At 63.4% G+C, this 16177-nt stretch carries 11 protein-coding genes; 9 read left to right on the top strand and 2 right to left on the bottom strand.

What is annotated here, in order from left to right:
* Positions 1-23: 23 nt before the first annotated feature.
* The 9 genes from nusG (at position 24) to RCO24_RS02510 (ending at position 14390) form a co-directional block, all read left to right on the top strand.
* Entirely contained in the window at positions 24-560 is a 537-nt protein-coding gene (nusG, locus tag RCO24_RS02550; RefSeq protein ID WP_308959830.1) for a transcription termination/antitermination protein NusG, read from the top strand.
* 159 nt (positions 561-719) lie between these two features.
* On the top strand, positions 720-1166 hold the full coding sequence (gene rplK / locus RCO24_RS02545; RefSeq protein WP_308959829.1) for a 50S ribosomal protein L11: 447 nt from the start codon (positions 720-722) through the stop codon (positions 1164-1166).
* Between the two features lie 4 nt (positions 1167-1170).
* A complete protein-coding gene (gene rplA, locus RCO24_RS02540) occupies positions 1171-1944 on the top strand; it encodes a 50S ribosomal protein L1 (protein WP_308959828.1) in 774 nt (257 codons plus the stop codon).
* Positions 1945-2293: 349 nt separating this feature from the next.
* Entirely contained in the window at positions 2294-2815 is a 522-nt protein-coding gene (gene rplJ, locus RCO24_RS02535; RefSeq protein WP_308959827.1) for a 50S ribosomal protein L10, read from the top strand.
* 96 nt (positions 2816-2911) lie between these two features.
* A complete protein-coding gene (gene rplL / locus RCO24_RS02530; RefSeq protein ID WP_308959826.1) occupies positions 2912-3286 on the top strand; it encodes a 50S ribosomal protein L7/L12 in 375 nt (124 codons plus the stop codon).
* A gap of 367 nt (positions 3287-3653) precedes the next feature.
* Positions 3654-7808 (top strand): DNA-directed RNA polymerase subunit beta, encoded by a 4155-nt coding sequence (rpoB, locus tag RCO24_RS02525; protein WP_308959825.1) that lies wholly within the window; start codon positions 3654-3656, stop codon positions 7806-7808.
* Positions 7809-7943: 135 nt separating this feature from the next.
* Entirely contained in the window at positions 7944-12167 is a 4224-nt protein-coding gene (rpoC, locus tag RCO24_RS02520) for a DNA-directed RNA polymerase subunit beta' (protein WP_308959824.1), read from the top strand.
* A 262-nt stretch (positions 12168-12429) separates the two neighbouring features.
* Positions 12430-13821, top strand: coding sequence for a class II 3-deoxy-7-phosphoheptulonate synthase (locus RCO24_RS02515; RefSeq protein WP_308959823.1), 1392 nt, complete (start codon positions 12430-12432; stop codon positions 13819-13821).
* Between the two features lie 248 nt (positions 13822-14069).
* Entirely contained in the window at positions 14070-14390 is a 321-nt protein-coding gene (locus tag RCO24_RS02510; RefSeq protein ID WP_308959822.1) for a hypothetical protein, read from the top strand.
* Between the two features lie 36 nt (positions 14391-14426).
* Here RCO24_RS02510 and ppa read toward each other — a convergent pair whose 3' ends face one another.
* Together ppa and RCO24_RS02500 are read right to left on the bottom strand one after the other, a co-directional pair.
* Positions 14427-14960 carry an inorganic diphosphatase gene (gene ppa / locus RCO24_RS02505; protein WP_308959821.1) on the bottom strand — a complete coding sequence of 178 codons (534 nt, stop codon included), beginning with the start codon at positions 14958-14960 and terminating at the stop codon, positions 14427-14429.
* A 136-nt stretch (positions 14961-15096) separates the two neighbouring features.
* The gene (locus tag RCO24_RS02500; RefSeq protein WP_308959820.1) at positions 15097-16053 is read right to left on the bottom strand and encodes an AEC family transporter; all 957 of its coding nucleotides are present in this window, start codon (positions 16051-16053) and stop codon (positions 15097-15099) included.
* Positions 16054-16177 lie beyond the last annotated feature (124 nt).

Here is a 16177-nt window from a genome sequence, read left to right as displayed (position 1 = left end):
AGAGACAAAGAGACGATTTGAGAATGGCCAAGCGCTGGTACATCGTTCACGCCTACACGAACTTTGAGCGCAAGGTGGCTGAGGCCATCAAGGAGCGCGCGAAGTCGGCAGGCCTTGAGAACCTCTTCGAAGAGGTGGTTGTGCCCACCGAAGAGATCGTCGAGGTGAAGCGCGGCCGCAAGGTCCAGGCGGAGCGGAAGTTCCTGCCGGGCTACGTGCTGGTCAACATGGAAATGACCGACGCGGCCTTCGTGCTGATCAAGAACACGCCGAAGGTCACGGGCTTCCTGGGCGCCGATAACAAGCCGATCGCGATTTCGAACGACGAGGCCGCCCGCATCCTGAACCAGGTGAAGGAAGGCGTCGAGCGCCCCAAGCCCTCGATCATCTACGAGGTCGGCGAGCAGGTGAAGGTGGTCGATGGGCCATTCGCTTCGTTCCAGGGCGAGGTCGAGGAAGTGGACGGCGAACGGTCGCGGCTCAAGGTCGGCGTGTCGATCTTCGGCCGCAAGACGCCGGTCGAGCTCGAGTTTGGCCAGGTTGAGAAGGTCACGGCTTGAGATACGAACTTCCGGCGTGAAAGCGCCGGTCGCGGACGGAATGAGCCGGCAAGCCGGCCCCATTCGGTCCAAACCGCGGGAGGGCTCGAAACGGTGTTTGGGCCCGCTGACCGCTAACCCTGGGAAGCATGAAGCTTCCTGCAGAACTTAGGGGATACGATGGCAAAGAAGATAGACGGCTACATCAACCTTCAGGTCCCGGCAGGAGCGGCCAATCCGTCTCCGCCGATCGGCCCCGCGCTCGGCCAGCGCGGCGTCAACATCATGGAATTCTGCAAGTCCTTCAACGCCAAGACGAAGGACCTCGAGCAGGGTACGCCGATTCCGGTGAAGATCACCGTGTTCTCGGATCGCTCGTTCACCTTCGAGATGCGTACGCCTCCGGCGACGTTCCTCATCAAGAAGGCCGCCGGCATGAAGCCGACCGGCAAGCCGGGTTCGGGCTCGAAGAACCCGGGCCGCGACGTGGCAGGCTCGATCACGATTGCTCAGCTTCGCGAGATCGCGAAGGTGAAGATCAAGGACATGAACACGGACAATCTCGATCAGGCCACCAAGACGATTGCCGGCTCCGCCCGCTCGATGGGCCTCAAGGTGGTGGAGTAGACCGATGGCAAAAGAAGCAGCAGCAGCGAAGAAGTCGTCCGTCTCCGGCGCGACCATCAAGGCCACGCGTGAAGCTGGCGGCAAGCGTAACGCAGCCGTCCGCGAGGGCGTCGACGCCAACAAGGCGTATGCCGTGGACGAGGCCGTGCGCCTGATCAAGGCCCGCGCCAAGGCGAAGTTCGACGAGACCGTCGAAGTCGCGATGAACCTCGGCGTCGACCCGAAGCATGCCGACCAGATGGTTCGCGGCGTGTGCAACCTGCCGAACGGCTCGGGCCGCACGGCGCGCGTTGCCGTTTTCGCTCGTGGTGCCAAGGCTGAAGAAGCCAAGGCCGCAGGCGCCGACGTCGTAGGCGCTGAAGACCTGGTCGAAATCGTCTCGAAGGGCACGATCAACTTCGATCGCTGCATCGCGACGCCCGACATGATGGGCCTCGTCGGCCGTCTCGGTAAGGTGCTGGGCCCGCGCGGCCTGATGCCGAACCCGCGCGTCGGCACGGTGACCATGGATGTCGTCGGTGCCGTCAAGGGCGCCAAGGGCGGCTCGGTCGAGTTCCGCGTCGAGAAGGCCGGCATCGTGCATGCCGGCGTTGGCAAGGCCAGCTTCACCGAGCAGGCCCTCGTCGAGAACATTCGTGCGTTCGTCGACGCCGTGACCAAGGCCAAGCCCGCGGGCTCCAAGGGCACCTACATCAAGAAGGTGTCGCTGAGCTCGACCATGGGACCGGGCGTCAAGATCGACACCGGAACCGTCGTTTCCGCAACTCCCACGGCGTAAGCCGCAGGGGTTGTTCAAAGAATTCCGTGCCGGGTTTCCGGCGCGGATTTCCGGCCGAGAGATCTTTCGGGGTCGCGCGGCCGGAACCTGTCCAAGATTGATGGGTGCCGATCCGGCTTGCCGGTGACGCATAATCCTCCTCGGAGGGCCCGCATGAGACGGGAGACCACCCGGTTTGACGCCCGACGGGCGCCTTGCCGGTATGAGCCTTCTGGGTCAGCACCGTGCCGCATCACGTAGCGCGCGGTCGGGACAGGACGAGCGTCGCAGCAGCCCTTCGGGGAGAAGCTGCGGCAGGTGCAACCCGCGATCGCACCCGCAAGGGCCGATCGCAACCAGGAGTGAGCAGGTGGATAGAGCTGCAAAACAAGCGCTCGTGACGTCTCTCCACGATGTGTTGAAAGACACAGGCGTGGTGGTCGTCGCCCACAACACCGGCATGGTGGCAGCTCAAGCGGCAGAATTCCGCAAGCGCGTCAAAGAGGCGGGCGGATCTGTCAAAGTTGCCAAGAACAAGCTGGTGAAGCTCGCGCTCAAGGACACCAAGTCCGAAGGCATCGCTGATCTCTTCGCTGGGCCGACCGTTTTGGCCTACTCGAAGGATCCGATCGCCGCGGCCAAGGTTGCCGTCAAGTACGCCAAGGAAAACGACAAGCTCGTGATCCTCGGCGGCGCGATGGGCAACACCGTCCTCGACGCGAACGGCGTCAAAGCACTCGCCGACCTGCCTTCGCTTGATGAACTGCGTGCAAAGCTAATCGGCCTGTTGAACGCGCCGGCGACCAAGATCGCCCGCACGATCGCAGAGCCGGGCGCCAAGCTTGCGCGCGTCATTCAGGCCAAGGCATCGCAAGGTGGCGAAGCAGCTTGAGGCTGTGGGCAACACTGAAACCGGCGCTTCCAGCAAAAAAACAGAGGCTGGGACAAAGCGCCCCTCTCGAAGGCTAAACCGGAAGGACTATATACAATGTCGGATCTCGCAAAGATCGTTGAAGACCTGTCGAAACTGACCGTTCTCGAAGCAGCTGAGCTTGCCAAACTTCTCGAAGAGAAGTGGGGCGTGTCGGCTGCTGCTGCCGTTGCTGTCGCTGCTGCCCCCGCTGGCGCTGCCGCTGCTGCGGTCGAGGAGCAGACCGAGTTCACCGTCATCCTGAAGTCGGGCGGCGACAAGAAGATCAACGTCATCAAGGAAGTCCGCGCCATCACTGGCCTTGGCCTCAAGGAAGCCAAGGATCTCGTCGAGGCCGGCGGCAAGACGGTCAAGGAAGGCGTGCCGAAGGACGAGGCACAGAAGATCAAGAAGCAGCTTGAGGACCAGGGCGCGGTCGTCGAGCTCAAGTAACGGCAATAGGCAAACGGTAGTCGGCAATCGGGGCAGATCACTCCGAATGCCGATTGCCCGATGCCGAACGCCGGTCTGAAGACGGTTCTCCGGAGGTCCTCCGAGGGTTTTCCCCCTCGAAGAGGCCCTCCGGCGAGCCGTTTCAAAGGTTCAAGACCACGATCGCTCCGGACCCTGTTAGTCCGAAGCGTGAATCGTCGGTCTGCAGTGAAAGGAGACCACGATCGCTTCGGACCCTGTTAGTCCGAAGCGTGAATCGTCGGTCTCATCGAGAACGATGCGCTTGGGGATGGCGACCCCGGCGCTGGGCAAGAAGAACGAGCGGTCGTGTGCCCCCGGCACGACCCCGGCGAGATGAGGAGCGGACATGGCTGAGACGTTCAACGGCCGTAAGCGTATTCGTAAGCAATTCGGTTCGATCCGCGAAGTTGCGGAGATGCCGAACCTCATCGAGGTTCAAAAGAGCTCCTACGACGACTTCCTGATGGTCAAGGAGCCGCCCGGCGGCCGTCCTGACGACCACGGCCTCCAGGCCGTCTTCAAGTCCGTGTTCCCGATCTCGGACTTCTCGGGCCGCGCGACGCTCGAGTTCGTGCGCTACGAGTTCGAGCCGCCGAAGTATGACGTCGACGAGTGCATGCAGCGCGACATGACCTACTCGGCGCCGCTCAAGGTCAAGCTTCGCCTCATCGTATTTGATGTCAACGAGGAGACGGGCTCGAAGTCGATCAAGGACGTCAAGGAGCAGGACGTGTACATGGGCGACATGCCGCTCATGACGCTGAACGGCACCTTCGTCATCAACGGCACCGAGCGCGTTATCGTCTCGCAGATGCATCGTTCGCCGGGCGTGTTCTTCGATCACGACCGCGGCCGCACGCATGCCTCCGGCAAGCTCCTGTTCGCCGCTCGCATCATTCCCTATCGCGGCTCTTGGCTCGACTTCGAATTCGACGCCAAGGACAACGTCTATGTCCGCATCGATCGCCGCCGCAAGCTGCCGGTGACGACGCTTCTCTATGCGTTGGGCCTCGACGACGAGGAAATCCTCTCGACGTTCTACAAGCAGATCTCGATCAAGGAGTCGAAGCGCGGCTGGAAGATGCCGTTCATGCCCGAGAAGATGCGCGGCATGACTCCGCTCGCCGACCTGATGGACGCCAAGTCCGGTGACGTCGTCGCCAAGGCCGGTGACAAGATCACCGCCCGCAAGGCGCGCGAGCTGGCGGAAAACGGCCTCAAGGAAATCCTCGTTTCGTCCGAGGACCTCGCCGGCCGCTACATCGCCGAGGACGTTGTCGATCTCGAGAGCGGCCAGATCTACGCCGAGGCCGGCGCCGAGCTGGACGCGAAGCTGCTTGCCGAACTCAAGGATCAGAAGGTCAAGGAATTCCACATCCTCGACATCGATCACGTCAACATCGGCGCGTTCATCCGCAACACGCTGAACATCGACAAGAACTCCAACGGCGACGAAGCGCTGATGGACATCTACCGGGTCATGCGCCCCGGCGAGCCGCCGACCATCGAGGCGGCGACCAACCTGTTCCACAGCCTGTTCTTCGACTCGGAGCGCTATGATCTCTCGGCCGTCGGCCGCGTGAAGATGAACATGCGCCTTGAGCTCGATGCGCCGGACACCATGCGCGTGCTGCGCCGCGAGGACATCCTTGCCGTCATCAAGACGCTCGTCGACCTGCGCGACGGCCGTGGCGAGATCGACGACATCGACCATCTCGGCAACCGCCGCGTCCGCTCGGTCGGCGAGCTGATGGAGAACCAGTACCGAGTCGGCCTGCTCCGCATGGAGCGCGCCATCAAGGAGCGCATGAGCTCGGTCGAGATCGACACGGTCATGCCGCAGGATCTGATCAACGCCAAGCCGGCGGCAGCCGCCGTGCGCGAGTTCTTCGGCTCCTCGCAGCTCTCGCAGTTCATGGACCAGACCAACCCGCTGTCCGAGATCACCCACAAGCGTCGTCTTTCGGCGCTTGGCCCGGGCGGCTTGACGCGCGAGCGTGCCGGCTTCGAGGTGCGCGACGTGCATCCGACGCACTACGGCCGCATCTGCCCGATTGAGACGCCGGAAGGTCCGAACATCGGCCTCATCAACTCGCTCGCCACGTTTGCGCGCGTGAACAAGTACGGCTTCATCGAGAGCCCCTATCGCAAGGTGAAGGACGGCAAAGTCACCGACACCGTGATCTATCTCTCCGCCATGGAGGAGATGCGCCACCACGTTGCCCAGGCCAACGCCGAAATCGACGCCAAGGGCAACCTGACCGACGAATCGGTCATCTGCCGCTTCAACGGCGATGTGGTGCCGGTCGCCCGCGAGAAGGTCGACTATATCGACGTATCGCCGAAGCAGCTCGTATCGGTCGCGGCCGCGCTCATTCCGTTCCTCGAGAACGACGACGCCAACCGCGCACTCATGGGCTCGAACATGCAGCGTCAGGCCGTGCCGCTCGTGAAGGCCGAGGCGCCGCTCGTCGGCACCGGCATGGAAGAGCGCGTCGCGCGTGACTCCGGCGCCGCCATCGCCGCCCGCCGCGCCGGCATCGTCGACCAGGTGGACGCGACCCGTATCGTGATCCGCGCGACGGAAGAGACCGATCCGTCGAAGCCGGGCGTCGACATCTACCGTCTGCGCAAGTTCCAGCGTTCGAACCAGAACACCTGCATCAACCAGCGTCCGTTGATCAACGTCGGCGACCGTGTCGAAGCCGGCGAGATCGTAGCCGACGGTCCCTCGACCGACCTTGGCGATCTGGCGCTCGGCAAGAACGTGCTCGTCGCGTTCATGCCGTGGATGGGCTACAACTTCGAAGACTCCATCCTTCTTTCCGAGCGCGTCGTGTACGACGACATCTTCACCTCGATCCACATCGAGGAGTTCGAGGTCATGGCACGCGACACCAAGCTCGGGCCTGAGGAAATCACGCGCGACATTCCGAACGTCTCGGAAGAAGCGCTGAAGAACCTCGACGAAGCGGGCATCGTCTACATCGGCGCCGAGGTCAATCCGGGCGACATCCTCGTCGGCAAGATCACGCCGAAGGGCGAGAGCCCGATGACGCCGGAAGAAAAGCTCCTCCGCGCCATCTTCGGCGAGAAGGCCTCCGACGTGCGCGATACCTCGCTGCGTCTGCCGCCGGGCGTCTCCGGTACGATCGTCGAGGTGCGCGTGTTCAATCGCCACGGCGTCGACAAGGACGAGCGTGCAATGGCGATCGAGCGCGAGGAGATCGAGCGTCTCGCCAAGGACCGCGACGACGAGCTGCAGATCCTCGACCGCAACGTCTACGCACGCCTGAAGGACTCGCTCCTCGGCAAGGAAGTTGCCAAGGGTCCGAAGGGCGCGCGCAAGGGCACCGAGATCGACGAGCCCATCCTCGCTGACATCCCGCGCAGCCAGTGGTGGGAGATCGGCCTCAAGGACGAGAAGGCCCAGGCCGAGCTCGAAGCCATCAACAAGCAGTACGAGGAAGCCAAGAAGAGCCTCGAGCGCCGTTTCGTCGACAAGGTCGACAAGCTGCAGCGTGGCGACGAGCTGCCTCCCGGCGTCATGAAGATGGTCAAGGTCTTCGTCGCCGTGAAGCGCAAGATCCAGCCGGGCGACAAGATGGCCGGCCGTCACGGCAACAAGGGCGTCGTCTCGCTCATCGTGCCGTGCGAGGACATGCCGTTCCTCGAGGACGGCACCCATGTTGACGTGGTGCTCAACCCGCTCGGCGTGCCTTCGCGCATGAACGTCGGGCAGATCCTCGAAACGCACATGGGCTGGGCCTGCCGTGGCCTCGGTCGCATCATCGACGAAGCGCTGCAGGAGTTCCATGCCTCCGGCAAGGCCGAACAGCTGCGCCAGGAGATGGAGAAGATCTACGGCAAGGACGTGATCAAGCCGGCGGTCAAGGACGACGATCTCGCTCTCGTGGCCGAGAAGTTGACCAAGGGCGTGCCGATCGCGACGCCGGTGTTCGACGGTGCCAAGGAAGCCGACATCGTCCAGATGCTGGACGCGGCCGGTTTCGACAGCTCCGGTCAGGTCCGTCTCTATGACGGGCGTACCGGCGAGCCCTTCGATCGCAAGGTCACGGTGGGTTACAAGTACATCCTGAAGCTCCACCATCTCGTCGACGACAAGATCCACGCTCGCTCGATCGGCCCGTACTCGCTCGTCACCCAGCAGCCGCTGGGCGGTAAGGCGCAGTTCGGCGGACAGCGTTTCGGCGAAATGGAGGTCTGGGCGCTGGAAGCCTACGGCGCGGCTTACACGCTGCAGGAGATGCTCACCGTCAAGTCGGACGACGTCGCGGGCCGCACCAAGGTCTACGAGGCAATCGTCCGTGGCGACGACGCCTTCGAGGCCGGCGTGCCGGAAAGCTTCAACGTGCTTGTCAAGGAAATGCGGGCGCTCGGCCTCAACGTCGAGCTCCTGAACTCCGAGGCACCGGCCGTCGAGGCGGCTCCAGAAGCCTCTCCCGAGCGTCCGCGGCTTCCGCCCGCCGCCGCCGAGTAAACAACGAGACGAAAGGGAGCGCGCCGTTTCTCTGGCGCGCCCCTAATGCCCCTTCGCCTCTGCGGAGGGCGTACTGACAAGACAAAATTTGAGGATCGCGGGCCCCACCCACCGCTGATCCCCTGGAGAGAGCCGATGAACGAGATCACCAACCTCTTCAAGACCCAGCAGTCTGCTCCGACCTTCGACGAGATCAAGATCTCGATCGCGTCGCCGGACGACATTCACTCCTGGTCGTTCGGCGAGATCAAGAAGCCGGAGACGATCAACTACCGGACCTTCAAGCCGGAGCGCGACGGACTGTTCTGCGCGCGCATCTTCGGACCCATCAAGGACTACGAGTGCTTGTGCGGCAAGTACAAGCGCATGAAGTACAAGGGCCTGATCTGCGAAAAGTGCGGCGTGGAAGTGACGCTCGCGAAGGTGCGCCGTGAGCGCATGGGCCACATCGAGCTGGCCGCGCCCGTCGCCCACATCTGGTTCCTGAAGTCGCTTCCCTCGCGCATCGGTCTTCTGCTCGACATGACGCTGAAGGATCTAGAGCGCGTCCTGTACTTCGAAAATTACATCGTCACCGAGCCCGGCATCTCTCCGTTCAAGGAGAAGCAGCTCCTGACCGAGGACCAGTACAACCAGGCTGTCGAGGAGCACGGAGCCGACAGCTTTACCGCTGGCATCGGCGCCGAGGCCATTCGCGACCTGATGACCGGCATGGATCTCCCGAAGATCCGCGAGGATCTGCGCCAGGAGATCGCCGAGAGCACCACCGACCTGAAGCCGAAGAAGCTCGGCAAGCGCCTGAAGGTGATCGAGAGCTTCATCGAGAGCGGCAACCGCCCCGAGTGGATGATCCTCACCGTCGTGCCGGTGATCCCGCCCGAGTTGCGCCCGCTCGTGCCGCTCGACGGCGGCCGCTTCGCGACCTCCGATCTCAACGATCTCTATCGCCGCGTCATCAACCGTAACAACCGCCTGAAGCGGCTGATGGAGCTGCGCGCGCCCGACATCATCATCCGCAACGAAAAGCGCATGTTGCAGGAGTCGGTCGACGCACTGTTCGACAACGGCCGCCGCGGCCGCGTCATCACCGGCGCCAACAAGCGTCCGCTGAAGTCGCTCGCCGACATGTTGAAGGGCAAGCAGGGCCGCTTCCGTCAGAACCTGCTCGGCAAGCGCGTCGACTACTCGGGCCGTTCGGTGATCGTCGTCGGTCCCGAGCTCAAGCTGCATCAGTGCGGCCTTCCGAAGAAGATGGCGCTCGAGCTGTTCAAGCCGTTCATCTACGCGCGCCTCCAGACGCTCGGCCAGGCCGCGACCGTGAAGCAGGCGAAGAAGCTCGTCGAAAAGGAAAAGCCCGAGGTTTGGGACGTCCTCGACGAGGTCATCCGCGAGCATCCCGTGATGCTGAACCGCGCGCCGACGCTGCACCGCCTTGGCATTCAGGCGTTCGAGCCGCAACTGATCGAAGGCAAGGCGATCCAGCTGCATCCGCTCGTCTGCGCCGCGTTCAACGCCGACTTCGACGGCGACCAGATGGCCGTGCACGTGCCGCTGTCGCTCGAAGCTCAGCTCGAAGCGCGCGTGCTGATGATGTCGACCAACAACATTCTGCATCCCGCGAACGGTCAGCCGATCATCGTGCCGTCGCAGGACATCGTGTTGGGCCTCTACTACCTGTCGATCATCCGCGACAAGGAGCCCGGCGAAGGCATGGCCTTCGGCTCGGTGGGCGAGGTGCGCCACGCTCTCGAAGCCGGTGCCGTCACGCTGCATGCCAAGATCAAGGGCCGTTTCCGCTCGATCAACGCGGAAGGCGAGGAAGTCGTCGACATCGTCGAGACCACGCCGGGCCGCATGATTCTGGGCGAGGTGCTGCCGCGTAAGCCGAGCGTGAAGTTCGCGCTCGTCAACCAGCTCCTGACCAAGAAGGCCATCTCGGGCATGATCGATGCCGTCTACCGCAACTGCGGTCAGAAAGAGACGGTGATCTTCTGTGACCGCATCATGGCGCTCGGTTTCCATCACGCGTTCAAGGCCGGCATCTCGTTCGGCAAGGACGACATGGTGATCCCGGACACCAAGACCAAGATCGTTGGCGAGACCGCGGAAATGGTCCGCGAGTTCGAGCAGCAGTACAACGACGGTCTCATCACCCAGCTCGAGAAGTACAACAAGGTCGTTGACGCCTGGTCGAAGTGCACCGACCAGATCGCCAAGGAGATGATGGACCGCATCTCGGCCGTCCATAAGGACAAGGGCGGCCGCGAGAAGCCGATCAACTCCGTCTATATGATGAGCCACTCCGGTGCGCGCGGTTCGCCCGCGCAGATGAAGCAGCTCGCCGGTATGCGCGGCCTCATGACCAAGCCCTCGGGCGAGATCATCGAGACGCCGATCATCTCGAACTTCAAGGAAGGCCTCTCGGTTCTCGAGTACTTCAACTCGACCCACGGCGCCCGTAAGGGTCTTGCTGACACCGCCTTGAAGACCGCCAACTCGGGCTACCTGACGCGCCGTCTGGTCGACGTCGCTCAGGACAGCATCATCACCGAGGAGGATTGCGGAACCGATCGCGGTATCAAGGTGCAGGCGGTCGTCGATGCCGGTCAGGTCATCGTCTCGCTCGGCGCCCGCGTTCTTGGCCGTACCGCGGCCGAGGATATCGCCGGCACCGGTCCGGATGGCGAGGAAACCGTCATCATCAAGACCGGCGATCTGATCGAGGAGCGGCACTCCGAGGCCATCGAGAAGGCGCAGATCCAGGAAGTCCGCATCCGCTCGGTGCTGACCTGCGAGACCATCACCGGCGTGTGCGGCAAGTGCTACGGCCGCGACCTCGCACGCGGAACGCCCGTCAACATCGGCGAGGCGGTCGGCGTGATCGCAGCCCAGTCGATTGGCGAGCCGGGCACGCAGCTGACGATGCGTACGTTCCACATCGGCGGAACGGCGAACGTCGTCGACTCGTCCTTCATCGAGAGCAACTTCAACGGCAAGGTGAAGATCAAGAACCGCGCCATCGTGAAGGACGGTCAGGGTCGCCTGATCTCGATGTCCCGCACGATGTCGATTGTCATTGTCGACCAGTCGGGCAAGGAGCTGTCGACCCACAAGGTGCAGTACGGCGCCCGTGTCCACGTCGATGAAGGCGACGACGTGAAGCGCGGCACCAAGCTCGCTCAGTGGGACCCCTACACCCGTCCGATCATCACCGAAGCCTCCGGCAAGGTGGAGTTCGAGGATCTCATCGAGGGCATCTCCGTCCGCGAGCAGACCGACGAAGTGAAGGGCACCACCAACCGCGTCATCGTCGACTGGCGTGCAACGCCGCGCGGTGCCGAGCTGAAGCCCGCGATCGTCGTCAAGGACGCCAAGGGCAAGCACATCAAGGTGGCTCGTGGCGGCGACGCCCGCTACCTGCTGACGGTCGAGGCCATTCTGTCGGTCGAGCCTGGTCAGGAGGTCAAGGCCGGTGACGTGATCGCGCGTATTCCTCTCGCCTCCGCCAAGCAGAGCGACATCACGGGCGGTCTGCCGCGCGTGGCCGAGCTGTTCGAAGCGCGTCGCCCGAAGGATCACGCGATCATTGCCGAGATCTCGGGCACCGTCGAGTTTGGCAAGGACTACAAGAACAAGCAGCGCATCACCATCAAGCCCGATGATGAGGCGTTGGAGGCGGTCGAGTATCTGATCCCGCGTGGCAAGAGCCTGGCCGTTCAGCCCGGCGACCACTTGGAGCGCGGCGATTACATCTACGACGGCAACCCCGCGCCGCACGACATTCTCGCCATCAAGGGCGTCGAGGAACTCGCCAACTACCTGATCAACGAGATCCAGGACGTCTACCGTCTGCAGGGCGTGACCATCAACGACAAGCACATCGAGGTCATCGTTCGGCAGATGCTGCAGAAGGTCGAGATCACCGAGGTGGGCGATACCGGCTTCATCAAGGGCGAGCAGGTCGATCGCATCGAGTTCGACGAGGAGAACGCCAAGTTCGAGAAGGCCGGCAAGCGCCCTGCCTCCGCGACGCCGGTTCTGCTCGGCATCACGAAGGCCTCGCTGCAGACCCGCTCGTTCATCTCCGCGGCTTCGTTCCAGGAGACCACCCGCGTGCTGACCGACGCCGCCGTCATCGGCAAGTCGGACACGCTCGAGGGCTTGAAGGAGAACGTGATCGTCGGACGTCTGATCCCGGCCGGCACCGGCGGCATGCTGCGCGGCCTGCGCCGGATCGCCGCCAAGCGCGACGAGCTGATCAGCAAGGAGAAGGCACGCTCGGAGGGCGACAAGTCGCTCGCTTCTCCGGGATCGGAGGCCGGCGGGCCGGCTCGCCGCCGCCGCCGCGTTGCCGAATAGAACGTCGCTCGCAAACGCGAAACGAGTTGAAGAAGGCGGCTGGGAAACCAGCCGCCTTCTTCTTATTTAACGGTTTGATGGCCCCGGCAGCCCCGACCGAGGATCCTGCCGGCTGGCCATCGGGAAACACTTGCCCTATAAGCCCAGATAAAATTGAGAGGCGTCCAGAACGCGGCGGTTCGCCCGCCCCGGAATGGCGCTGAGACGAAGCAGAAAAGGCCGCTGCAGGCCGACTTGCAGCGGGTGGAGAAGGTAAACGTCAATGGCCGCAACCTGGTCCCCGGAAAGCTGGCGCTCGCTTCCGATCGTCCAAGTCCCTGATTACCCCGATGCCAAGGCGCTCGCGGATGTCGAGGGCCGCCTTGCGACGTTCCCGCCGCTGGTTTTTGCAGGCGAGGCGCGTGAGCTGAAAAAGGCGCTGGGCGCGGTCGCGCTGGGCGAAGGCTTCCTGCTGCAGGGCGGCGACTGCGCCGAAAGCTTCCTCGAGCACCGCGCCGACAACATCCGCGACTTCTTCCGCGTCTTCCTTCAGATGGCGGTCGTCTTGACGTACGCAGGCGGCAGCCCGGTCGTGAAGGTGGGCCGCATTGCGGGTCAGTTCGCCAAGCCTCGTTCTTCGCCGATGGAGAAGAAGGACGGCGTCGAGCTTCCGAGCTATCGCGGCGACATCATCAACGGCACCGATTTCACGCCCGAGGCGCGCATTCCCGATCCGCAGCGCCAGCTCGAGGCCTACCGGCAGTCGGCTGCAACACTGAACCTGATCCGCGCGTTCGCGACCGGCGGTTACGCCGACCTCGAGCGCGTGCATCAATGGAACATGGGCTTCGTCAAGGACAGCCCGCAGGGCCACCGCTACCAGGAACTCGCCGATCGCATCGCCGAGACCTTGGGCTTCATGCGGGCGTGCGGCATCACCAGCGAGAACACGCCGCAGCTGCGCGCAACCAGCTTCTACACCAGCCACGAAGCGCTGCTCCTAGGCTATGAGCAGGCTCTGACACGTCTCGATTCGACGAGCGGCGATTGGTACGCCACGAGCGGTCACATGCTCTGGATCGGCGATCGCACGCGCCAGCCGGATCATGCTCACCTCGAGTTCTGCCGCGGCGTCAAGAATCCGATCGGTATCAAGTGCGGCCCGTCGCTCGACGCGGACGGCCTGCTGCGCCTGATCGACACCTTGAACCCCAAGGACGAGCCCGGTCGCCTGACGCTGATCTGCCGTTTCGGGCACGAGAAGGTCGGCCAGCATCTGCCGAAGCTGATCCGCGCCGTGAAGAAGGCCGGGCGCACGGTGGTCTGGTCGTGCGATCCGATGCACGGCAACACCATCAGCGCCGCCAACGGCTACAAGACGCGCCCCTTCGATCGCATCCTGAAGGAGGTCGAGGCCTTCTTCGACGTGCATCGCGCCGAGGGCTCGCACGCGGGCGGCATCCATGTCGAGATGACCGGCCAGAACGTGACCGAGTGCACGGGCGGGGCCGCGGCGATCGCCGAGACCGATCTCATGGACCGCTATCACACGCTGTGCGATCCGCGCCTCAACGCCGATCAGTCGCTGGAGCTGGCTTTCCTGGTCGCCGAGCGCATGAAGCTTGAGCGCGAGACGCGCGCGGCGCCCGCGCGACCGGAGGTCGCTTTCGGATAACAATGTCCGGAGGTCGATTTCGGGTAACAAAGCCCGGTGGTCGTCTTCGGAATTGGCAAATTGAAAAGCCGTCGGTCGATCTCATCGGCCGGCGGCTATTTTATTGATATTGCGGTCTGAAAAGAACCTCGGAACTGTCGGTGTCGCGGGGCGTTTTCTCTGCTGAGCAAGGGCCGTGCGCACAAAGCGCTCGGCCGCGCGGACAAGCGGAGGACGATATGACAAGCCTGAGCCGACAGGGGAGCGCAATGCTCTCCAGCTTTCTCTCGCTGGTCTCGGCCAACGAGCACGATTTGGCCGAAAGCCAGTTTTCCGGCACTTGGAAAGTGCAGGACACCGAAGGCAATGCGTTCGAGATTACGCTGTTCCCCTCGGGCACGGCGGAAGCCGATCGGGCCGGTGAGGGCATGACCGGCACCTGGACTGAGGAAGATCAATCAGCCGTGATCGAGTGGGACACCGGTTGGACCACGAAGATCACCAAGACCGGCGATGCTTTCGTCAAGACGGCCTACGATCGGGCCGCCGCCATCCCGACCAACACGTCGGTGGCGGAGAAGGTGCACTAGATCAGCGAAGGCACGGGGCTAAATATGCCCCGTTTCCTACGCTTTCTCCTTGGCCCGCTCGATCGCCTCGACGATGCGCTGTTGCGCTTCGGCGGTGTCACCCCAGTGATGGATCTTCGCCCACTTCCCAGGCTCCAGATCCTTGTAATGGGAGAAGAAGTGCTCGATCTGCTGCACGGAGATGGACGGCAGATCCGAGTAGTTCGAGATTTTCTCGTAGCGACGGGAGACCTTGGTTGACGGAACGGCAATGATCTTTTCGTCGCCGCCGCCCTCGTCCTCCATGATGAGGACGCCCACCGGCCGGCAGTTGATCACCGCCCCCGGCACGATCATACGCGTATTGCACACGAGCACGTCGATTGGGTCGCCATCGTCCGACAGCGTATGCGGGACAAACCCGTAGTTCCCCGGATAGCGCATCGGCGTGTAGAGGAAGCGGTCCACGACCAGCGTGCCCGACGCCTTGTCCATCTCGTATTTGATGGGTTCGCCGCCCACCGACACTTCGATGATGACATTGATGTCTTGCGGAGGGTTTTTCCCGATCGATATCGCGTCGATGCGCATATGAAGGCATTCCTAGGCTTGCATTTTGAAGAGAAGCTGTGCCCCAAGGCGCTCCGGGGCACAAGGGGGCTGCCGGCCGGAGGCCCCTGTCATTTGGTCGTACCTGATTCCGCCCATTTACCTTGACGAAGGTGGCCTAAGGGGCGAGCCCGACGCCCGAGGAGCCGGTGGCCAGCATCAGGAGCGGCAGGGTCAGCAGCGCGCCGATCGTGGAAATCAGAATGACCGCAGAGGTCACGACCGCCGGCAGCCGATAGTATTCGGCCAGCATGAACGGCCCCGTACCGGTCGGCAGCGCGGCGAGCAGCACGGCCATGGCGGTGAGCTTCGGCGGAACGGACAGGGCGATTGCGAGCGCCCAGGTCAGCGCCGGATGCACAATCAGCTTGACCGTGGCGAGTGCGGCCGCGGCACGCGCATCGGCCGCTGCAACCGGGCGCGGCTCGGCCAGAAAAAGCCCGATCACGACGAGGGCGAGCGGACTTGCCGCCCCGCCGAGCAGCCTCAGGAACGTATCCGCCGCGACCGGAAGGCCGAGACCTGTCGCACCGTACGCCACCCCTAGAACCGGCGCGATGAGCAGCGGGTTGCGCGTGAGCGAGCCTGCAACCTTGAGCGCGAGGCGGAGCGGTCGCCGCTCGCTTTGACTGCCGATTTCGATCAGCACGATGGCGGACGCGAACAGCACGCACACCGTGAGGATCGACGCGATGGTGATCGGTACCAGGCTTTCCTTGCCGAACACCATCAGCAGCACCGGAAAGCCGATATAGGCGGTATTGGCGTAGGCGCCGAGCAATCCTTCGATGCTGGCTGAAGCGAGCGACCGCCCCGCGATCAGGCTCAAGCCGAGGGTCGCGTAGAACACGAGCCCGCACGCCAAGCCGAACGCACCGATGAACCCGGGTTGCGCGAGATCACTCCAACTCGCGTGCGCCATGACATCGAACAGCAGCGCCGGCAGCGCGAGGTAGACGACGAAGCGGTTGAGCTCCGCCACGGCCGGTTGCCCCATGACGCCGATCTTGCGCGCGGCATAGCCACTCGCGATGAGTGCAAAGATCGGCGCGACGATCGAGAGGATGGAGAGCATGGGAAGGAAAAACCCGCGTCAACCGAAAGGCGTCATACTGATAAAGGCTGCTCAGGCGAAGATCCACCCTCGAGGCGACCGAAGTACAGACAGGAGGCATGCAATTTCGGCTGTGCCACCGGGA

The sequence above is a fragment of the Hyphomicrobium sp. LHD-15 genome, from assembly GCF_031157355.1.
Lineage (GTDB): Bacteria > Pseudomonadota > Alphaproteobacteria > Rhizobiales > Hyphomicrobiaceae > Hyphomicrobium_C.
The sequence above is the reverse complement of the archived record's forward strand: the minus strand, read 5'-3'. Positions and strand labels throughout refer to the sequence as shown.

Bases quoted from the DNA above. Each gene is read 5' to 3' on its own strand.
- ppa (WP_308959821.1), bottom strand. From the start codon at position 14,960: ATGCGCATCGACGCGATATCGATCGGGAAAAACCCTCCGCAAGACATC.
- RCO24_RS02510 (WP_308959822.1), top strand. From the start codon at position 14,070: ATGCTCTCCAGCTTTCTCTCGCTGGTCTCGGCCAACGAGCACGATTTG.
- rpoC (WP_308959824.1), top strand. From the start codon at position 7,944: ATGAACGAGATCACCAACCTCTTCAAGACCCAGCAGTCTGCTCCGACC.
- RCO24_RS02515 (WP_308959823.1), top strand. From the start codon at position 12,430: ATGGCCGCAACCTGGTCCCCGGAAAGCTGGCGCTCGCTTCCGATCGTC.
- rplL (WP_308959826.1), top strand. From the start codon at position 2,912: ATGTCGGATCTCGCAAAGATCGTTGAAGACCTGTCGAAACTGACCGTT.
- rplK (WP_308959829.1), top strand. From the start codon at position 720: ATGGCAAAGAAGATAGACGGCTACATCAACCTTCAGGTCCCGGCAGGA.
- RCO24_RS02500 (WP_308959820.1), bottom strand. From the start codon at position 16,053: ATGCTCTCCATCCTCTCGATCGTCGCGCCGATCTTTGCACTCATCGCG.
- rpoB (WP_308959825.1), top strand. From the start codon at position 3,654: ATGGCTGAGACGTTCAACGGCCGTAAGCGTATTCGTAAGCAATTCGGT.
- nusG (WP_308959830.1), top strand. From the start codon at position 24: ATGGCCAAGCGCTGGTACATCGTTCACGCCTACACGAACTTTGAGCGC.
- rplA (WP_308959828.1), top strand. From the start codon at position 1,171: ATGGCAAAAGAAGCAGCAGCAGCGAAGAAGTCGTCCGTCTCCGGCGCG.